The sequence below is a fragment of the Actinoplanes sp. NPDC051537 genome (assembly GCF_055586105.1).
In genome coordinates, this window is the sequence record NZ_JBVJIU010000020.1 from 123,912 (window position 1) to 143,104 (window position 19,193).

The 19,193-nt window shown below is 72.8% G+C and carries 19 protein-coding genes; 4 read left to right on the plus strand and 15 right to left on the minus strand.

Translation table 11 applies throughout. The features are described 5' to 3' along the window. Positions 1 to 76: 76 nt before the first annotated feature. The 3 genes from ACZ6TB_RS39035 to ACZ6TB_RS39045 form a co-directional block, all read right to left on the minus strand. Entirely contained in the window at positions 77 to 1,186 is a 1,110-nt protein-coding gene (locus ACZ6TB_RS39035) for a sugar ABC transporter substrate-binding protein (protein WP_465563671.1), read from the minus strand. Between the two features lie 367 nt (positions 1,187 to 1,553). Continuing rightward, positions 1,554 to 2,039: a Cys-tRNA(Pro) deacylase gene (ybaK, locus tag ACZ6TB_RS39040; RefSeq protein WP_465563674.1), complete on the minus strand. Its 486-nt coding sequence runs from the start codon at positions 2,037 to 2,039 to the stop codon at positions 1,554 to 1,556. A 76-nt stretch (positions 2,040 to 2,115) separates the two neighbouring features. Beyond that, positions 2,116 to 3,255, minus strand: coding sequence for a class I SAM-dependent methyltransferase (locus tag ACZ6TB_RS39045; RefSeq protein WP_465563842.1), 1,140 nt, complete (start codon positions 3,253 to 3,255; stop codon positions 2,116 to 2,118). Positions 3,256 to 3,526: 271 nt separating this feature from the next. Between ACZ6TB_RS39045 and groES the strand changes: the two genes are divergently transcribed. Then, positions 3,527 to 3,841, plus strand: a complete 315-nt coding sequence (gene groES / locus ACZ6TB_RS39050; RefSeq protein WP_084297906.1) for a co-chaperone GroES — start codon at positions 3,527 to 3,529, stop codon at positions 3,839 to 3,841. Positions 3,842 to 3,912: 71 nt separating this feature from the next. Then, positions 3,913 to 5,559, plus strand: a complete 1,647-nt coding sequence (groL, locus tag ACZ6TB_RS39055; protein WP_465563676.1) for a chaperonin GroEL — start codon at positions 3,913 to 3,915, stop codon at positions 5,557 to 5,559. Between the two features lie 157 nt (positions 5,560 to 5,716). Here the strand turns inward: groL and ACZ6TB_RS39060 are convergent, their stop codons facing one another. From ACZ6TB_RS39060 to ACZ6TB_RS39115, 12 genes are all read right to left on the minus strand, one after another. Continuing rightward, complete coding sequence (locus tag ACZ6TB_RS39060; RefSeq protein WP_465563679.1) at positions 5,717 to 7,513, minus strand: ABC transporter ATP-binding protein; 1,797 nt, start codon at positions 7,511 to 7,513, stop codon at positions 5,717 to 5,719. After that, positions 7,510 to 9,210, minus strand: coding sequence for an ABC transporter ATP-binding protein (locus ACZ6TB_RS39065; protein WP_465563682.1), 1,701 nt, complete (start codon positions 9,208 to 9,210; stop codon positions 7,510 to 7,512). Before ACZ6TB_RS39065 ends, ACZ6TB_RS39060 begins: the two co-directional genes overlap by 4 nt. A 60-nt stretch (positions 9,211 to 9,270) precedes the next feature. Continuing rightward, the gene (locus ACZ6TB_RS39070; protein ID WP_433300721.1) at positions 9,271 to 9,525 is read right to left on the minus strand and encodes a hypothetical protein; all 255 of its coding nucleotides are present in this window, start codon (positions 9,523 to 9,525) and stop codon (positions 9,271 to 9,273) included. Positions 9,526 to 9,534: 9 nt separating this feature from the next. Next, positions 9,535 to 10,587, minus strand: coding sequence for a tRNA (adenosine(37)-N6)-threonylcarbamoyltransferase complex transferase subunit TsaD (tsaD, locus tag ACZ6TB_RS39075; RefSeq protein WP_465563684.1), 1,053 nt, complete (start codon positions 10,585 to 10,587; stop codon positions 9,535 to 9,537). Next, positions 10,580 to 11,014, minus strand: coding sequence for a ribosomal protein S18-alanine N-acetyltransferase (gene rimI, locus ACZ6TB_RS39080; RefSeq protein WP_465563687.1), 435 nt, complete (start codon positions 11,012 to 11,014; stop codon positions 10,580 to 10,582). The genes tsaD and rimI overlap by 8 nt, the downstream gene beginning before the upstream one ends. After that, the gene (gene tsaB, locus ACZ6TB_RS39085) at positions 11,014 to 11,670 is read right to left on the minus strand and encodes a tRNA (adenosine(37)-N6)-threonylcarbamoyltransferase complex dimerization subunit type 1 TsaB (protein ID WP_465563690.1); all 657 of its coding nucleotides are present in this window, start codon (positions 11,668 to 11,670) and stop codon (positions 11,014 to 11,016) included. The genes rimI and tsaB overlap by 1 nt, the downstream gene beginning before the upstream one ends. Positions 11,671 to 11,728: 58 nt before the next feature. Further along, complete coding sequence (gene ung / locus ACZ6TB_RS39090) at positions 11,729 to 12,439, minus strand: uracil-DNA glycosylase (RefSeq protein ID WP_465563693.1); 711 nt, start codon at positions 12,437 to 12,439, stop codon at positions 11,729 to 11,731. Beyond that, on the minus strand, positions 12,436 to 12,894 hold the full coding sequence (gene tsaE, locus ACZ6TB_RS39095; protein WP_465563847.1) for a tRNA (adenosine(37)-N6)-threonylcarbamoyltransferase complex ATPase subunit type 1 TsaE: 459 nt from the start codon (positions 12,892 to 12,894) through the stop codon (positions 12,436 to 12,438). Before tsaE ends, ung begins: the two co-directional genes overlap by 4 nt. 25 nt (positions 12,895 to 12,919) lie before the next feature. After that, positions 12,920 to 13,996 carry an alpha/beta fold hydrolase gene (locus ACZ6TB_RS39100; protein WP_465563696.1) on the minus strand — a complete coding sequence of 359 codons (1,077 nt, stop codon included), beginning with the start codon at positions 13,994 to 13,996 and terminating at the stop codon, positions 12,920 to 12,922. Positions 13,997 to 14,033: 37 nt separating this feature from the next. After that, the gene (gene alr, locus ACZ6TB_RS39105; protein WP_465563698.1) at positions 14,034 to 15,161 is read right to left on the minus strand and encodes an alanine racemase; all 1,128 of its coding nucleotides are present in this window, start codon (positions 15,159 to 15,161) and stop codon (positions 14,034 to 14,036) included. Between the two features lie 27 nt (positions 15,162 to 15,188). Next, entirely contained in the window at positions 15,189 to 16,637 is a 1,449-nt protein-coding gene (locus ACZ6TB_RS39110; protein ID WP_465563701.1) for an NAD(P)H-hydrate dehydratase, read from the minus strand. A 92-nt stretch (positions 16,638 to 16,729) separates the two neighbouring features. Beyond that, positions 16,730 to 17,098: a holo-ACP synthase gene (locus ACZ6TB_RS39115; RefSeq protein ID WP_465563702.1), complete on the minus strand. Its 369-nt coding sequence runs from the start codon at positions 17,096 to 17,098 to the stop codon at positions 16,730 to 16,732. Positions 17,099 to 17,260: 162 nt separating this feature from the next. Here ACZ6TB_RS39115 and ACZ6TB_RS39120 point away from each other — a divergent pair, with 162 nt between their 5' ends. Both ACZ6TB_RS39120 and ACZ6TB_RS39125 read left to right on the plus strand, forming a co-directional pair. After that, positions 17,261 to 17,548: a hypothetical protein gene (locus tag ACZ6TB_RS39120; RefSeq protein WP_465563705.1), complete on the plus strand. Its 288-nt coding sequence runs from the start codon at positions 17,261 to 17,263 to the stop codon at positions 17,546 to 17,548. Then, positions 17,545 to 19,128, plus strand: a complete 1,584-nt coding sequence (locus tag ACZ6TB_RS39125) for an alpha/beta hydrolase (RefSeq protein WP_465563708.1) — start codon at positions 17,545 to 17,547, stop codon at positions 19,126 to 19,128. Before ACZ6TB_RS39120 ends, ACZ6TB_RS39125 begins: the two co-directional genes overlap by 4 nt. Positions 19,129 to 19,193: the final 65 nt, after the last annotated feature.

Below are 19,193 nucleotides of genomic sequence, written 5' to 3' on the forward strand. Positions count from 1 at the left end.
TCCGGCGCCGCCCACGCCCGAAGGCGTGAGCGGCGCCGTTGTCAGCCGTTCGGGACTAGCCCGTCAACGTGGTGGGTCAGCTGATGCCCGCGTCCGTGCAAGCCTTCGCGAAGTCGGCGGTGCAGAGCTCGTCCTTGGTGACGAAGCCGTCGGCCACGACGTCCTTGACGTTCTCCTTGGTGATCGACTTCGGGGTCAGCAGCACCGAGGCGACGTCCTTCTTCGACTCCGGGTCGGTGACCTTGCCGGTGGCCGAGGTCGGCTTCTGGCCCTTGGCGATGTCGATGGCGAGCTTCGACGCCGCGTCGGCCTCCTGCTTGATCGCCTTGTAGACGGTCATGCACTGGTCGCCGGCGAGGATGTTCTGCAGGCCCTGAACGGTCGCGTCCTGGCCGGTGACCGGGACCTGGCCGTTGAGCTTGTTCTTCTTCAGAACGGCGATGGCCGCGTTGCCGAGACCGTCGTTCGCCGCCAGAACGCCCTTGATGTTCTTGTTCGAGGTCAGCATCTGCTCGAAGATCGTGCCGCCCTGGGCGTTGTCCCAGTCCGGAACGGACTGGTCCGGGCCCTTGACGAAGTCGCCCGAGTCGTACTTCGGCTTGAGGACCGAGTCGTAGCCCTGCTTGAACAGCGTGGCGTTGTTGTCGGTCGGGGAGCCGTTCAGCTCGGCGACGACCGGCTTGACGGCCTTGTTCGCGGTGAGGCAGTCGACCAGACCCTGGCCCTGCAGCTCGCCGACCTTCACGTTGTCGAACGACACGTAGTAGTCCGCGCCGCCGTTCAGCGTGAGACGGTCGTAGTCGATCGTCGCGATACCGGCGGCCTTGGCCTTGTCCAGCACGGCCTTGCCGGTGCCGGAGTCCAGGTTGACGATCATGAGGACCTTGACGCCGCTCGAGATCATGCCGTCGGCGATGGTCTGGAACTGCGTCTTGTCACCCTGGGCGTTCTGGATGTCGGCCTGGACACCGGCGGCGTCGAACGCCTCCTTGAGGTACTTGAGGTCGGCAGTCGCCCACCGCGCCGAGCTCTTGGTGTCGGGCAGGATGACGCCGACCTTGCCGGTGGCCGTAGTGCCGCTACCGCTGCCGCTACCGGAGTCGCTGCCCTTGTCGTCGCCACAGGCAGCCATGCTGCCGGTGGCCAACAGGCCGACCGCGGCAAGAGCGAACAGTCCCTTACGCATTCCTTGTGTCCTTTCGGGTAATCCGGGCCTTCGATCGGATTCGATGGTGTGCGCTGCCGGGAGTGTCGCTCCCCGAGACGCCGAATGATCAGGAGCTAGTTTGTTGTGCCCGGCAACGTATTCCCGTTGCGGCCCGTCGCACAAGCGGTGCACGCCGGGGATCTCGTAACCCGGCATAACAATCCGGCAACACGGCGGTGATCCAGGGATTTCGGCCCTTCCCGCAGCCTGAGCCCGGTCCCGGGCAATCGCTTCAGGTGGCTCACGTAGTGACGCTAAGTCACTCCCGTGCCCGATCTCTCCCATTCTCGGGAGAAAGATCCGTCCGGCCCGTAACGTTGTCGTAACGGCCACGGATTGATATCCCTTATGTCCGGATCGTGGCGGTAACGGCGTCGGTAAGTGCAATGAGATCACCGGGCGCGAGGGCCACCTGCAGCCCACGGCGCCCCGCCGAGATGAACATCCGGTCAAGAGCGAGCGCCGACGAGTCCACCACGGTGGGCAGCTTCTTGCGCTGCCCGAGCGGGCTGATGCCACCCCGCACGTAACCGCTGCTCCGCTCGGCCGCCGCCCGTTCGGCGAGGGCGGCTCGCTTGCCGCCGGCGGCGTGCGCCAGCGCCTTGAGATCGAGCTCGCCGGTGACCGGCACCACGGCCACCACCAGGGAACCGTCGACCTCGGCGATCAGCGTCTTGAATACCCGCCCGGGCTCGATGCCCAGCGCCAGCGCCACGAGCGCGCCGTAGTTCGGCGCGTCCGGCGAGACGTCGTAGGGGTGCAGTGTGTGGTCGACCTGCTGATCGGCCAGCACGGCGGTGGCCGGGGTGCCGGCCGCGGGCTTCCTTGCCATGGCAAAGAAATGTACTCGCGCGTGTTCTCGCCCGACGAGCGGACATTTTGCCCTTTTGCGCAGGTGAACCTGCCCCTCAGGACGCCCGGCAGAGCAGTGCCATGGGCGCGCCATCGATCCGCGTCAGCACCAAGGACGCCGCCTCCGGGCCACTGAGGCGAAGGTCGCGACGGAGCTGATCGGGCTCGAGGGCGGAACCCCGCTTGCGGATCTCGAGGCGCCCCACGCCGCGTTCCCGGAGCCGGGCGCGGAGACGCTTCAGCGAGAACGGCATGACTTCAAGAACTTCCAACCGGCGCCCGTACGGGGTGAGAGCCGCCCCGTCGGTGTAGACATACGCGATGTCGGGGTCGCCGAGCCGGCCGCCGATCGTGGCGGCGAACTCGGCCACCAGGTGCGAGCGGACCACCGCCGGGTCGGGGTCGTAGAGGAACGCCCCCACCGCGCCGACCGGCGCCCTTTCGTTGCCCGTGCCAACCAATTCGGCGCCCCCGGGCAGCAGGGTGGCCCGGCGCGGGGTGGCGGCGAGCGGGCCGCACCAGAAGGCGGCCTCGACCAGGTCGCCGCCGACGCTCACCCACTCCCCCTCGGCGCCCGGCGGCAGCAGGTCGTGGTCGATGCCCGGGGCCAGCTTCAGCACCGTGCGCGGGACCCGGTCGGCGAGGCCGGCCACGAAGTCCCACGGCGGCGAGTACGACTTCGGGTCGAACACCCGGCCACGACCGGCCCGCCGGCGGGCCGGATCGGCGAAGACCGCGTCGTAGTTCTCGACGGGCACCGTGGTGGCGTCCGCGCACTCGACCTTGACCATGGCGTCGAGACCGAGGGCGGCGACGTTGGCGGCGGCGAGCCCGGCGGTCAACGGATCGGCTTCCACCGCGTACACGCAAATGCCGGCCCGCGCCGCCGCAAGCGCGTCGGAGCCCAGCCCGCACCCCAGATCGGCCAAGGTCTCGACCCCGGCGGCCGCGAGGCGCGCCGCCCGCCGGTCCGCCACCACCGCCCGCGTCGCCTGCTCGAGCCCGGCCCGGGTGAAGAACATGTGCTCGGCCGCCGCGCCGAACTTCGCCACCGCGCGCCGGCGCAGCTCGACCTGGGTGAGCGCGGCGGCGGCCAGCTCCGGGTCGATGCCGCGGGAACGCAGCGCCGACGCCGCGGCCAGCGGATCACCCGCGCTCGCCTCGGCCGCCGAAACGGCCTCGGCCAGCGCATTCATCCCATCGGGGTCCCGCAACCGGGCTAACGTCTCGGGGGTCACGCAGGCATTCTCCCCGGCGTGACGACACTGGCACTCTGGTTGACGGAGTGCTAGTTCCGGCATAACCTCGCGATTAGCACTCTCAACATGAGGGTGCCAGCCGGAAGCCCCGACGGGCGGACGGTTAGGCACCAGGCGGACCGGCACCCGCGACGACGGCCCCGCCCGGTGGCATGAGGCATCGACCGGCCTATATCCAGGGCCGGCGGAAACCTGTACCCAGGAGGGTATGCCCGTGACTACCGCGACCAAGGTTGCGATCAAGCCGCTCGAGGACCGCATCGTGGTCCAGGCGAACGAGGCTGAGACCACGACGGCTTCGGGCATCGTGATCCCCGACACCGCCAAGGAGAAGCCGCAGGAGGGCACCGTCCTCGCTGTCGGCCCGGGCCGGATCGACGACAAGGGCAACCGCGTTCCGATCGACGTCCAGGTCGGCGACACGGTCCTCTACTCGAAGTACGGCGGCACCGAGGTCAAGTACGCCGGCGAGGAGTACCTGGTGCTCTCCGCCCGCGACGTCCTCGCGGTCATCGAGAAGTGACCTACTGACAGTGCTTGCCGCCCTGGCCCGGCTTACCGGGCCAGGGCGGTGGTGCGTGAAGGGACCTATACATGGCGAAGATTCTCAGCTTCTCTGACGACGCCCGGCACCTGCTGGAGCACGGCGTCAACACGCTCGCCGACACGGTCAAGGTCACTCTCGGCCCGCGCGGCCGCAACGTCGTCCTGGACAAGAAGTTCGGCGCGCCCACGATCACCAACGACGGCGTCACCATCGCCAAGGAGATCGAGCTCTCCGACCCGTACCAGAACCTCGGGGCCCAGCTGGTCAAGGAGGTGGCGACGAAGACCAACGACGTCGCCGGCGACGGGACCACCACGGCGACCGTGCTCGCGCAGGCGCTGGTCCGCGAGGGCCTGCGCAACGTCACCGCGGGCGCCAACCCGCTCGGCCTCAAGCGCGGCATGGACAAGGCGGCCGAGGCCGTCTCCAAGGCGCTGCTGGCCAAGGCGGTCGACGTCGACGACCACAAGGCGATCGCCAACGTCGCCACCATCTCGGCCCAGGACTCGACGATCGGCGAGCTGATCGCCGAGGCGATGGACCGGGTCGGCCGCGACGGCGTCATCACCGTCGAGGAGGGCTCGGCCATGCTGACCGAGCTCGAGGTCACCGAGGGTCTCCAGTTCGACAAGGGCTTCATCTCGCCGAACTTCGTGACCGACGCCGAGTCGCAGGAGGCCGCCCTCGAGGACGCGTTCATCCTGATCACGACGCAGAAGATCGCCAGCATCGAGGAGCTCCTCCCGCTGCTGGAGAAGGTTCTGCAGACCGGCAAGCCGCTGCTGATCATCGCGGAGGACGTCGAGGGCCAGGCCCTGTCCACCCTGGTGGTCAACTCGATCCGCAAGACCATCAAGGTCGCCGCGGTGAAGGCGCCCGGCTTCGGCGACCGGCGCAAGGCGATGCTGCAGGACATGGCGATCGCCACCGGCGGCGAGCTCATCGCCCCCGAGCTCGGCTACAAGCTCGACCAGGTCACCCTCGACATGCTGGGCACCGCCCGGCGCGTCGTGGTCGACAAGGAGAACACCACGATCGTCGACGGCGGCGGCAAGACGTCCGAGGTCACCGACCGGGTCGCGCAGATCCGCAAGGAGATCGAGGCGTCCGACTCCGACTGGGACCGCGAGAAGCTCTCCGAGCGCCTCGCGAAGCTCTCCGGCGGCATCGCGGTGATCAAGGTCGGCGCGGCCACCGAGGTCGAGATGAAGGAGCGCAAGCACCGCATCGAGGACGCCATCGCGGCGACCAAGGCGGCCGTCGAGGAGGGCACCGTCCCCGGCGGCGGCGCCGCCCTCGCGCAGATCGTTTCCGAGCTCGACGGCGACCTCGGCCTGACCGGCGAGGAGGCGATCGGCGTCGGCATCGTCCGCAAGGCGCTGGTGGAGCCGCTGCGCTGGATCGCGCAGAACGCCGGCCACGACGGCTACGTCGTGGTGGGCAAGGTCGCCGAGCTGGGTTGGGGCCACGGCCTCAACGCGGCGACCGACGAGTTCGTCGACCTCGCCGCGTCCGGCATCATCGACCCGGTCAAGGTGACCCGCAACGCGGTCTCCAACGCCGTCTCGATCGCCGGCCTGCTGCTGACCACGGAGAGCCTCGTGGTCGACAAGCCGGCCGCGCCGGAGCCGGCCGCGGGCGGCCACGGGCACAGCCACGGTGGCCACGGCCACCAGCACGGCCCCGGCTTCTGAGCAGTCAGCTGTTCCGGAAGGGCGCGCCACTCGGCGCGCCCTTCCGCTTTTCCGCCCAGCGCCGCGCCCGGCCCCAGCGTCCCGCCCGCCTCAGCGCGCCCCCCGCCCGCCGCCCGCCTCAGCGCCTCGCCCGCCTCAGCGCGCCCCCGCGCCCGCCTCAGCGCCTCGCTCCCGCCTCTTCCGCGAGCGATTCATCCGTATCGTCCGGAGTGCGCTCGCCGTGCCAGGAACGCCACAGCGACGCATACGGGCCGTTCGCCGCCACCAGCTCGTCGTGTGAGCCCAGCTCGGTGATGCGCCCGTCCTCGACGACCGCCACCCGGTCGGCGTCGTGCGCCGAGAACAGCCGGTGCGCGATCGCCACCACCGTCCGCCCCCGCAGCACCGCCGCCAGCGATCTCTCCAGGTCGCGCGCCGCCCGCGGGTCGAGCAGCGACGTCGCCTCGTCGAGCACCAGCGTGTGCGGGTCGGCCAGCACCAACCGGGCCAGCGCCAGCTGCTGGGCCTGCGCCGCCGACAGCTGATGCCCGCCCGAGCCCACCACCGTGGCCAGCTCGCCGGGCAACCCCAGCGCCCAGTCGAGCGCGTGCACCGCCGCCAGCGCGGACCGCACCTCGCCGTCGGTCGCGCCCGGCCGCACCATCGCGACGTTGTCGCGCACCGTGCCGATGAAGACGTGATGCTCCTGACTGACCAGCGCCACCTCGGTGCGCAGCTTGTCGAGCGGCAGGTCGCCGATCGCTGCCCCGCCCACCGTGATCGTGCCGCCGGTCGGCTGATGCACGCCGGCCAGCAGGCGCCCCAGCGTCGACTTCCCGGCCCCGGACGGCCCCACGATGGCCAGCCGCTCCCCCGGCTCGAGCGTGAGATCGATGCCGTGCAGCACCTCGCGCCCGGGCACGTAGGCAAACCGCAGGTCGCGCACCTCGACCCGCGCGCCGACCGGGGTGGGCGTCACGGCCGGCGCCGGCTCGGGGTCGCTCTCGGCCACGCCGAGCAGCCGGGCCAGCGACGCCGTGCCGACCTGAAGCTCGTCGAGCCAGCCGAGCAGCCGGTCGACCGGGTCGATCAGCATCTGCGCGTAGACGACCGCGGCCGTCAGCTGCCCGAGCGTGACCGCCCCCTTCAGGTAGAGCAGGCCGCCGACCAGCAGCGTCGCCACCACCGGCAGCACGTAGCCGAGCTCGACCATCGGGAACCAGACCGTCCGCAGGAACAGCGTGTATTTCTCCATCAGCCAGGTGCGGTGCAGGTCGTGGTCGGTGCGTTTGACGCGACTACGCCGGCGGCGCAGCGCGTCCACCGTGCGCGCGCCGTCGACCGTCTCGGCGAGCCCGTCGGTGACGGCCGAGTAGCGGTTGTTCTGCTCGAGATAGGCGGCCGGCGCGCGCTTCAGATACCACCGAGCGCCGACCACGATGATCGGGACGGCGACCAGCAGTGGGAGCGCGAGCAACGGCGAGACGACCACCATCGCCCCGACCACGAGCGCCACCGTGATCAGCGCGATCATCGTCTCCGGCACGGCGAGCCGCACGCACCGGGAAAGAGCATCAACATCCCTGGTCGTACGAGTGAGCAGGTCGCCGCTGCTGGCCCCCTCGACCGTGGAGAGCGGCAGCGCCAGCACCCGCTCGACGAACTCCTCGCGCAGCCGGGCCAGCAGCCGCTCGCCGAGCCGCGCCGACGCCAGGTAGGCGAAGCGGGTCAGCACCGCCTGGAGCACGACGAACCCGGCGATCAGCGCGCCGAGACGGTCGATCACCGCGGCGGCGCCGCCGTGCTGGAGGCTCTCCACCAGGTCGCCGAGCAGCCGCGGCCCGACCAGCCCGGCGATCGCCGCCAGCGCGTGCAGCCCGACGGCGCCCCAGAGCGCCCGCGGATAACGCCGGAACAGGTCGCGCACGTACCGCCGCACCTGGGCGTTGTCGGCGATCGGCAGGCGGCCGCTCACGGCTGGTCCTCCTCTTCTTCCCGCAGCACCACGCGGGCGTAGGCCGGCTCGCGATCGAGCAGGCCGTGATGGGTGCCGGTCGCGACCACCCGCCCGTCGTCGACGAAACAGACTCGGTCGGTGCGGTCGAGCACGAGCGGGCTGGACGTGCAGATCACCGTGGTGCGGCCGGCCCGCGCGGTGATCAGGCGGTCGGCGATGCGGGCCTCGGTGTGCGCGTCGACGGCGCTCGTCGGCTCGACCAGGATCAGCGTCTCGGGGTCGGCGACCAGCGCCCGCACCAGGCGCAACCGCTGCTGCTGGCCGCCCGAGAACGAGCGGCCGCGCTCGGCGACCTCGCCGTCGAGCCCGTCGGGCAGTGCCTCGACGATGTCGGTCGCCGCCGCCGTGTGCAGGGCCGCCGGCAGCAGCCCGCTGTCGTGCGGGTCGAGATCGTCGCGGAGCGGACCGGAGAACAGGTGGGCGTCGTTGTCCGCCACCAGGATCCGCTCGCGGACGGTGGCCAGCGCGAACTCGTCCAGCGGCCGGCCGCCCACGGTGCCGCCCTCGGCGAACCGGCCGAGCCGGTCGGCGATGAGCGCGGCGTCGGCGGGCTGCGCCGAGACGATCGCGGTGATCTCGCCGGGGCGGACGACCACGCCGGACGCCGGGTCGGCCAGATCGCCGGCGAGGCTCTCGGGCGCGGCCGGCGCGGGTGGATCGGGCAGGTCGGTGGTGGCGGTCAGCATGGCCACCACCCGGCGGGAGGCGACATGGCCCCGGGTGAGCTTGTCGAGGGCCTCGGTGAGCTGGCGCAGCGGGGCGACGAGGAACGCCGCGTACGCGTAGAAGGACACCAGCTGGCCGACGGTGATCTGCCCGTTCAGCGCGAAATGGGCGCCGAGCCAGGTGACCAGCACCAGGAAGATGCCCGGCAGCAGCACCTGGGCCGCCTCGAGCAGCGACTCGACCCCGGCCGTGCGGACGCCGGCCGCGCGCAGCTCCTGCGACTCGGCCCGGTAGCGCTCGGCCATCACCGCCTCGCCGCCGACGCCGCGCAGCACCCGCAGGCCGCCGACCAGGTCGGCGGCGCGGCCGGTGAGCAGGCCCTGCTGCTCGCGGGTGACCTGCTGCCGGTGATGCAGCGGCCGGATCAGCAGGCTCACCACCGCCATCAGGATCGGCACGCCGAGCACCACGACCAGGCCGAGCGGCACCGACGTGGTGAGCAGGATGACGGTCACCGTGACCACGGCGACCAGCGAGCCGGTGCCGCGGGCGGTGATGTCGATGGCGGCACCGATGGACCGGATGTCGGAAGTGCCGATCGCGACCACCTCGCCGGTGTCGAGCCGGCGGGGAAGGGCCGAGCCGAGCCGGCCCGCCTGGCGGACGGTGACCTGGACGGTCACGAACATCGCGCTGAGGAAGTTGACCACCGCGAACCGGTGGCGGGCCACTCCGGTGTAGGCCTGGCCGGCGCCGATGCCGAGCAGCGCCAGGCACCAGACGATCAGGTCGTGGCGATCGTGCCGGGTCGCGGCGTCGATGGCCCGGCCGATCAGGGCGGGGACGAGAGCCTGGCAGAGCATCCAGAGCACGGCCAAGACGATCGCGGCGGAGACGGTCAGACGGTAACGCCGGACCAGCCAGCCCAGGTAATGGGTGGCGGACCGGTCGTCGGGGGCGCCGGGGTCGGCGTCGGGCAGCTTTCGCATCAGGAACCCGACGTTACGGGCGGGGTACGACAGTTCGCGAAGCGTTTTCCCGGCCGGTGGTCAGCGGTCGACGGGGCTGAAATCCCAGACGTGCGGCGACCGGGCGACGAGCTTCGCCGGGGGCGCGGGCAGGCTCTCCGGCGTGCCGCGCCACTTCGAGATGACCACGATGCGGTGGTCGGTCGACGAGAAGACCTCACTCGACACGTGCTGCGGCAGCACCTCGATCCGAGGCACCGCCACGTCGCAGACCCAGGTCAGCAGCTCGTCGAAGCCGCTCGCCTGCGCCCGCACCTCCCACATCCGTGCGATCATGCTGGCTTCCTACCCCGCCACGCTGACCGTGGTCAATGCCATTGAGGAGTCTGCGGGCAGATCGAGACGTGAGGGCGCGACCCCGGCGGCCACCAGCCGGGAGCCCAGGGCGGCGACCATGGCCCCGTTGTCGGTGCACAACTGCGGACGCGGAACGCGTACGGCAATCTTGTGCTTTGCCGCTCGTTGCTCGGCCAACTGACGCAGTCGGGAGTTGGCCGCCACGCCACCGCCGATCACCAGCGTCTCCACCCCGTGGGCCCGGCACGCCTCGATCGCCTTGGCGGTCAGCACGTCGCAGACCGCCTCCTGGAAGCTCGCCGAGACGTCCGCCACCGGCACCGGCTCGCCGTCCCGCTCGCGCGCCTCCACCCAGCGCGCGACGGCGGTCTTGAGGCCCGAGAACGAGAAGTCGAAGCGATGCGCGGCAAGGTCTTTGGCGGCGGTCAGTCCACGCGGGAACGCGATCGCCCGCGGATCACCCTCACGCGCCCGCCGGTCGATGACCGGACCGCCCGGGAAGCCCAGCCCCAGCAGGCGCGCCACCTTGTCGAACGCCTCGCCGGCCGCGTCGTCGATCGTGGCGCCGAGCGGGGTCACACCGTTGGTCAGGTCGTCGACCAGCAGCAACGACGAGTGCCCACCGGAGACCAGCATCGCGATCGCGGGCTCGGGCAGCGGGCCGTGCTCCAGAGTGTCCACCGCCACGTGCGCGGCCAGATGGTTGACGCCGTAGAGCGGCTTGTCGGCGGCCAGCGCGTACCCCTTGGCCGCCGCCACCCCCACCAGCAGCGCGCCGGCCAGGCCCGGACCGCTGGTCACCGCGATCGCGTCGATGTCGGCCAGGGTGACCCCGGCGTCGTCGAGCGCACGCTGCATGGTCGGCACGATCGCCTCGAGGTGCGCCCGGCTGGCCACCTCGGGCACCACGCCACCGAACCGGGCGTGCTGGTCCACACTGGACGCCAGCGCGTCGGCGAGCAGGGTGTGGCCGCGCACGATGCCGACGCCGGTCTCGTCGCAGGAGGTCTCGATCCCGAGGACCAGGGGCTCGTCAGGCATTGCGCATCATCACCAGGGCGTCGGTGTTGCTGGGTTGGTAGTAGCCGCGCCGGATTCCCACCGGCTCGAAGTCGTAGGTCGCGTAGAGGTGCTGCGCCGGCGCATTGTCGACCGCGACCTCGAGCAGCGTCTGTTTGATGCCGCGCCGATCGGCCTCGCCGAGCAGGACCTCGAGCATCGCGCGGCCGACGCCCTTGCGCTGCCCGGTCCGGCGGACCGCGATGTTCTGCACCCAGGCCTCGTCGCCGGTCGCGGACAGTCCCGCGTAGCCGAGCAGGTCGTCGTCCTCGGCGGCCACGATGTAGAAGTTGTGCTGCGCGAGCTCGTTCCAGAACATCGCGGCCGACCACTTCTCGGCGCCGAACAGGTCTTCCTCGATCGGCAGCACCTCGGCGATGTGCCACCAGCGAAATCGCTCGATTCGCATCAGGTCAGCACGGGTTTGCGGCCGGCGGGCTCGACCGCGTCCGGGCGGCGGAGATAGAGCGGCGTGAGCGGCTCGCTCGGCGCGGCCGCGCGAATCCGCTCGGCCGCGAGGGCCACGAGGGCGGCGCCGGGCGGATAAAGAAGATGTTCCTCCACGGGTACGCCGAACAGGTCGCCGTATTTGAGACCACCCTCGCCGGCGACGCGGTCGAAGTCGCCCGTGACCTCGGCCGGCTTGGCCACGTCGGGCTCGCCGACCCGGACACCGTCCACATAGGTGGCGAAGTAGACCTCGCGACGGCGCGCGTCGGTGGCGACCAGCACCCGGCCCGGACCGGCGGCCCGGCCGAGCCCGTCGAGCGAGCACACGCCGTAGGTGGGGATGGCGAGCGCCTGCGCCATGCTCGCGGCCGTGGCCAGCCCGACCCGCAGCCCGGTGAACGGCCCCGGGCCGAGGCCGGCGACGATCGCCCCTATCTCCGAGACACGGACGCCGGCCTCGGCCAGCGTCGCCGCGATCTCCGGCGCCAGCTTCTCGCCGTGCGCGCGGGGGTCGACGGTGCGCCGCTCGGCGACGCCGCGCAGGCCGTCCGCGGTGACCTCGACCAGCGCCGCGGTGGAGGCGGGGGTCGAGGTGTCGAGAGCTAGAACGAGCACGTGCCGACCCTAGCGCGCGAGCCCGAACGGCCGGCCGAGTTGTCCACAGCCCCGGCTCCTAGCCCGCCAGCCCGGACAGCAGGTCGGGCTGCCCGCCGAGCTGGTTCCAGTCGATCAGGGGGCGGCCGCCGTCGGCGAGCGCCTTGTTCGCCGCGCTGAACGGCCGGGCGCCGCGGAAGCCCTCGCGATTGAGCGGGCTCGGGTGGCCGGCCTCGAGCACGACGTGCGCCGGGTTGGTCACCAGCACCGCCTTCTTCCTGGCATAACCGCCCCAGAGCAGGAAGACCACCCGCTCGTCCCGCGCGTTCAGGGCCCGGATCGTGGCATCGGTGAACGCCTCCCAGCCCTTGCCGGCGTGCGAGGCCGCGGCGCCGCCGCGCACGGTGAGCACGGCGTTGAGCAGCAGCACGCCCTGCCGGGCCCAGCCGGTGAGGTCGCCCGACGCGGGCGGCACGACGCCGACGTCCTCGGCGAGCTCCTTGAAGACGTTCCGCAGCGACGGCGGGATGCGGACGCCGTCACGCACGCTGAAGCTGAGGCCGTGCGCCTGGCCGGGGCCGTGGTACGGGTCCTGGCCGAGGATCAGCACCCGCGTCTCGGTGGGCGGGCACAGCCGGTAGGCCGCGAACAGGTCCTCGATCGGGGGATAGATGGCGTGCTCGGCGTACTCGGCGGCCACGAAGGCGCCCAGCTTCGCGGTGGCGTCGGCGTCGAGGAAGGGGGCCAGCTCGTCCCGCCACTCGGCCGGCAGCAGGTCAGGCAGGTTCACGTGGTCTCCAGTTCTTCGATGCGCTCGGCCCACTCGCCGCCGTGCGGGACCAGCTCCACCACCCGGGTGTCGTCGTCCAGCCGGTCGATGCGGACCTGCAGGTATTCGTCGTTGAGCCGCTCGACCAGCCCCGCGCCCCACTCCACGACGGTGACCGCGTCCTCGGCGGAGGCGTCCAGGTCGAGATCGTCGATCTCGGCGCGCGGGTCGGGCCGGTCGCCGAGACGGTACGCGTCGGCGTGCACCAGCGGAACCGGACCACGATGCACCCGCGCGATCACGAAAGTCGGCGACGTGATCGGCCCGGTCACCGCCAGCCCCGCCCCGATGCCCTGCACCAGCGCGGTCTTGCCGGCGCCGAGCGGCCCGGAGAGCACCACGAGATCGCCGGCGCGCAGGAGGCCGGCCAGCCGGCGCCCGAACGCCCGGGTGTCCTCGACGGCCGCCAGCCGCACCGTCTTCACGAGATCTTCTCCACCTTCACGAGATCTTCTCCACGAACGGCAGGATCGCGGCGTTGACCTCGTCGGCCTTCTCCAGCATGACGACGTGACCGCTGTCCGCGATCGTCACGAGCCGCGCGTCGGGCAACCGCTTGATGATCTCGTCGGAGTGGCTGACCGGGGTCAGGTAGTCCCGGTCACCGACCACGACCAGCACCGGCACGCCGCGCAGCGCCGCCAGGGCCGGGTAGCGGCTGTGGTTGTAGAGCGTGTTCAGGTATTTGGTGAGCGTCTCGACCGACGTCTTGGAGTTCATCCCCTCCACGAAGGAGACCAACGACGGACTGGGCTTGGCGTCGCCGAACCCATACCGCCGGGTGAGCAGCCAGGCCAGGTCGGAGGAGGCGAACCGGGCCCGGTCGATCGCGCCGCCGCCGAGGTGCGCGGCCGTGCCCCAGAGCGGGAAGAACGGCGCGCTGGCCCGGGCGACCAGCGACGGCAGGGCGAGCTTGGCACGGTCGATCAGCCGGGCCGAGGTGGAGATCAGCACGACGCCCGTGACCCGGTTGCCGAACCACTCCGGGTACTTCTCGGCGAACGCCATGATGGTCATGCCGCCCATCGAGTGCCCGACCAGGATGATGTGGCCGTCCGGCACGGTCGCGTTCAGCACCGCGGCCAGCGACTCGCCGAGGCCGGCGATGTCGTAGTTGCCGGACTTGAGCTTGCTGGACCGGCCGTGGCCCGGCTGGTCGTAGAAGACCAGCCGATGGTCGCCGCGCTCGGTGAACATCTTCCGCTGGAAGTAGAAGGTGCCCATGTCGAGCGCGAAGCCGTGCACGAAGACGATCGTCGGCTTGCTGGTGGGCGCCTTGGGCTCGACGACCTCGACGTGCAGGTGGGTGCCGTCGGCGGCGGTGACGGCGAGCTCCGCGTCGCTGGGCGAATCGGTGAACGGCTCATCAACGTACGGGTCGCCGGGCGCGTTGACCGACCGGCGCACCAGCGTGCGCTCCACCGCGAACGCCGTGGCCAGCCCCGCCGCCACCAGGCCGACCGCGGCCCCGGCGATGCCGACCTGCTTGGCCCGCCGGCGCGGGATCTTCGGGCTCACGCAGGCACCCCCGCCGGCCGGCGCACACTCTTCCCGCTCACGCCTGCACCCCGGCTGTGCCGTCGTAGAGGCGTGGGACGCGGGTGCTGCCGAACCGGGTCACGATCTCGTAGTTGATCGTGCCGACGACCTCGGCCCAGTCGTCGGCGGTCGGGCCGCCGTCGTCGCCGGGGCCGAACAGCGTCGCCACGTCGCCCGCCGCGACCTCCTCGTCGCCGACGTCGAGCACGATCTGGTCCATGCAGACGCGGCCGGCCACCGTGTGCCGTTTGCCGCCGACCTGCACCGGCCCGGCGTTCGAGGCGGCGCGCGGCACGCCGTCGGCATAACCGAGCGGGACCAGCGCCAGCGTCGTCTCCCGCTGGGTGAAGTAGGTGTGCCCGTAGGACACGCCCTGCCCGGCCGGGACCCGCTTGGTCTGCGCCACCCGGGCGCGGGCGGTCATGGCCGGCCGCAGCCCGAACGTCTCCCCCGCGATCGGCGATAGCCCGTAGACGGCGATACCCGGCCGCACCAGGTCGTAATGGGAGTCGGGCCTGGTCAGCGTGGCCGCCGAGTTGGCGATGTGCCGGTAGCGGGGACTGATGCCGAACCGCTCGGCGACGGCCAGCCCGTCGGCGAACGTCGCCAACTGGTGATCGATCGTCTCGTGGCCGGGGGCATCCGCGTACACGAAATGGCTCCAGACGCCGACCACGTCGATGTCGCCGTCGGCCTGCGCCTTCGCCGCCGCCTCCAGAACCGCCGGCCATTCGGCCGGGGTGGCGCCGGCCCGAGCCAGCCCGGTGTCGAGCTTCAGATGTACGCGCGCCTGCCGTTCCGCCCGGCGCGCGGCCCCGACGAGCTCCTCGACCAGCGGGACCGTGCTCGCCGAGAGGTCGATGCCGGCCGCCACGCCCTCGTGCAGCGGCATGCCCGGCGAGTGCAGCCAGGCCAGCACGGGCGTCTCGATCCCGGCCCGCCGCAGGGCGAGCCCCTCGTCGAGGGTCGCCACGCCGAGCCAGGCGGCCCCGCCCGCGAGCGCCGCCCGGGCCGACGGCAGCATGCCGTGCCCGTAGCCGTCGCCCTTCACGACCGCCATCACCTCGGCGGTCGTGCCGGCGCGCATCAGCGCCACGTTGTCCCGGATGGCGTCCAGATCGATCCGAACCTCGGCCTGCCACATGATTCCCAGCCTACTGATCGTTGGGTTCTACAAGAGCGCGGCGAGAGCCGGCCGCAGCGCCGCCGCCACGTCGGGCGACGTCACCGGACCGTCCTCGGCCGCCCAGCGCCCGGCGAGCCCGTGCACGTACGCCGCCGCGACCGCCGCCCGTTCCGGCGCGAGACCCGCGGCCAGCAACGAGCCGAGCAGCCCGGCCAGCACGTCGCCGCTGCCCGCGGTGGCCAGCGCCGAGCTGCCGGTCGGGTTGGCCCAGACCTCGCCGGCCGGGGTCGCCACGATCGTCCGGTCGCCCTTGAGCAGCACCACCGCGTTGATCCAGGCGGCCAGGCGGCAGGCGGACGCGGCTCGGTCGGCGCCCGGCGACTCGCCCGCCAGCCGTTTGAACTCGCCGTCGTGCGGCGTGATCACCAGGGGCGCGTCGCGGCGCAGGTCGTCGGCGTGCGAGCCGTCCACGAGCAGGGTCAACGCGTCGGCGTCGAGCACCACGGGTATCGACGTCGCCAGGACGCTGCGCAGCGTCGTGCGGGCCGCCTCGTCGGTGCCGAGGCCGGACCCGCACACCCAGGTCTGCACCCGCCCGGCCGCGCCCACCTTGTTGACCGCGACCACCGACGGGTGGGCCCGCACCACCTCGGCATGCGCACTCCCGGCATATCGCACCATGCCGGTCGGGCCGGCCAGCGCGCCGCTCACCGAGAGCAGCGCGGCGCCCGGATATTTGGCCGAGCCGGTCGCGATGCCGACCACGCCCCGGGTGTATTTGTCGCTCTCCGGCCCCGTGGACGGCCACCAGGAGACGATGTCGTCGGCGTCGGGCACCCGCACGGCCGGGTCGGCCCGCAGCACCGGGCCGAGCCCGATGTCGACCAGCTCGACCTGCCCGCAGAGCACCGCGGCCGGCCCGAGCACGTGGGCCGGCTTGAGGCAGCCGAAGGTCACCGTCACGTCGGCGGTGACCGCCTCGCCCGGCACGTCGCCGGTGTCGACCGCGACGCCGCTCGGCACGTCGACCGCCACCACCACGGGCCGCTCGCCGGTGCGCGAGCGCAGATCGCCGAGGCCGGCGACGATGCCGGCCGCGGGCTCGCGCAGGCCGCCGCTCGCGCCGATGCCCACGATGCCGTCGAGCACGAGATCGGCCCGGGTCGGCAGGTCGCGCACGGTGAAGCCGCCGGCCGCCCGCAGCGCCGCCAGGCCCGCCAGGTGCACCCGCTCGGGCCGCAGCAGCAGCGCCCGCACCTGCGCGCCGCGCCGGGCCAGCAGCGCGCCCGCGTAGAGCGTGTCGCCCCCGTTGTCACCGCTGCCCACCAGCAGGAACACCCGGGCGCCGTAGACGCCGCCGTCGTCCTCGAGGAGCAGCGCGCATCGCCGGGCCAGGCCGGCCGCGGCCCGCTGCATGAGCGTGCCCTCCGGCAACGTAGCCATCAGCGCCTTCTCGGCCGCCCGCACGTCGGCGACCCGCCATGCCTGCCGCATCTGCCCTCCCAAGCCGTTCGGTGGTGCCGTCGGTTTAGGCCCCGGGTACGACAGTTTCGCGTTTGCGCTGGTCAACGGCACGATCGGCCGGATCAGGACTCCGCTACCACCATCGCCGAGGCGATGCCGCCGTCGTGCGAGAGCGAGAGATGCCATCGGGTGACACCACGCTCCGCGGCGACCGCGGCGACCGTACCGGAAACGGTCAACCAGGGGCGGCCGTCCGGGTCGGCGACGATCTCGCAGTCGTGCCACCGCATCCCGGCGGGCGCGCCGAGCGCCTTCGCCACGGCCTCCTTGGCCGCGAACCGGGCGGCCAGCGACTCCGCCGAACGCGGGTTGCCGGAGCTGGTCATCCGCTCGCCCTCGGTGAACAGCCGGTCGCCCAGCTGCGGGGTCCGGTCGAGGGCGCGGGCGAAGCGTTCCACCAGGACGACATCGATACCGACAGCCACGATCACGGCCCAACTTTATCGGTGCTGGGGGCTAGCGCATCGCTGGGCGGTCGGCAAGACCTGTGGACAACGCGGCCGTACGAGCGAAGCCGGCCGTCCACAGCCGCCCCGGCCGGCCGCCCGCTGCCCCTAACGTCGGCGCATCCCGTTCCCGCATGGAGGTTGCCGATGAATCCCGATCTCGAGGTCGACACCGACGAGCTGTGCCGCGCCGCCTCCGCGCTGGCCGAGACCGCGGCCGAGGTGACGGCCGAGACGGCGTCGATACCGCCCGCCGAGCTCGTCCCACGATGGCGCACCTCCGACGCGGCGGCCCTCGCCGCCGAGGCGGCACGACAGCAACTGACCCTGCTCGGCGCCGACCTGGCCGAGACGGCCCGCCAGGTCCGGGCCGCCGCCGAGGCCTACCGCGAGGCCGACGCCCGCGCCGCGACCCGACTGCGGCTGTCCCGATGACCGCCCCGGCACCGGCCCCGCTGACGGCCGGGGTCTACGCCCGGTTGCGCGTCGCCGACCCGGGCCGCTGGCGCACGGTCGCCGAGGCCTGGCGGCGCTGGGCCACGCTGGCGGGCCGCCTCGCGGGCGCGCTCACCGACGGCCTCGCCCGCCTCGGCGCCGCCTGGTCCGGCGTCGCGGCCTCGGCCGCCGCGGCCCGGGTGACCGCGCTGCGCCGCGGGCTGGTGCTGTTCCAGGTGCTGTGCTGGCAGGCCGACCAGGCGGCCGGCGAGTTCGCGGAGTCGCTCGACCGCGCCCGCCTACTGCTGGCCCGCGCGATGGCCGCGGCCCGGCGCTCGGGCCTGACGATCGACGACGACGGCGTGGTCCGCGGCGGTCCGGCCCCGGCGGTGACGCCCGATCTCGACGCCGCCATCGCCATCGCGGACGCCGCCGACGACGCGGCGGCCGAGCGGCTGCACGCGGTCTCGCTGCTGCGGTGCCTCGGTGCCGGCGCCGGCCCCGGCCTCGGCCTCGCCGACTCGGGCCGGCCGAGCTGCACGGCGACGCCGGCCGAGGTGCGCCGCTGGTGGGCGGGCCTGACCCCGGCCCAGCGCCAGTGGCTGCTGGCGACCGAGCCGTCCTCGCTGGTCGCGCTCGACGGCATCCCGGCGACCGATCGTGACGCGGCCAACCGGTTCCTGCTCGACCAGCGCCGGGCCGAGGTCGATCGGGCGCTCGCCGCCGGGCCCGGGCCGCGGGACCGCCGGCGGCTGCTGGGCCTGCGGCACGGGCTCGACGCGCTGGCCGCCCGGCTGGCCGACGGCGCCGGGCCGCGGGCCTATCTCCTGCGGCTCGATCTGAGCGACGAGGGCCGCGTCGTGGTCGCGCTCGGCGACCCCGACCGGGCCGCCAACGTGGTCACGCACGTGCCCGGCATGACCGCCGGCCTGGCGTCGTTCGGGGGCGAGCTGAGCCGGGCGGCCCGGGTGGCCGAGCGGGCGGCCGAGCTGTCTCCGGGCTCGGCGACCAGTGGCGTGTTGTGGCTCGACTACGACGCGCCCGATTTCATCGACGAGGCCGCGAGCCCGCGCCCGGCCGAGGCGGGCGCCCCGGCGTTGCGGCGGTTCCAGGAGGGCTTGCGCGCCACCCAGCTGGTCCCGGCGGCGCGGCTGACGGTGGTCGGGCACAGCTACGGCTCGCTGCTGGTCGGCACGGCGGCGGCCGGGGCCGGCCTGCCCGTCGACGACGTGGTGTTCGTCGGCTCGCCCGGCGTCGGCGTTCCCCAGGCGCGCGACCTGAGCCTGCCGCCCGGCCACATCTGGGCGACGACCTCGAGGAGCGACATCATCCAGTACGCGGCACCGGCCCCCGCGGCCTTCCTGCACGACGTGGCGACGTCGGTGGCGTGGCCGCCCGCCGCCCCGCTGGTCTTCGGCACGCCCGAACGAGACCTGTGGTTCGGCCGCAACCCGAGCGACCCGGCCTTCGGCGCCCACACCTTCCCGAGCGCGGTGAACGCCGGCCACCTCGGCTACTGGGACCACGGCAGCAGATCCCTGGACGAGCTGGCCGCCATCACGCTGGGCACGGCCCGATGACCCGCAGCCGGGCCCGACGCGGCGAGATGCCGCGCGGGGTGCTGAAACGCCGAGGCACGAGCTGC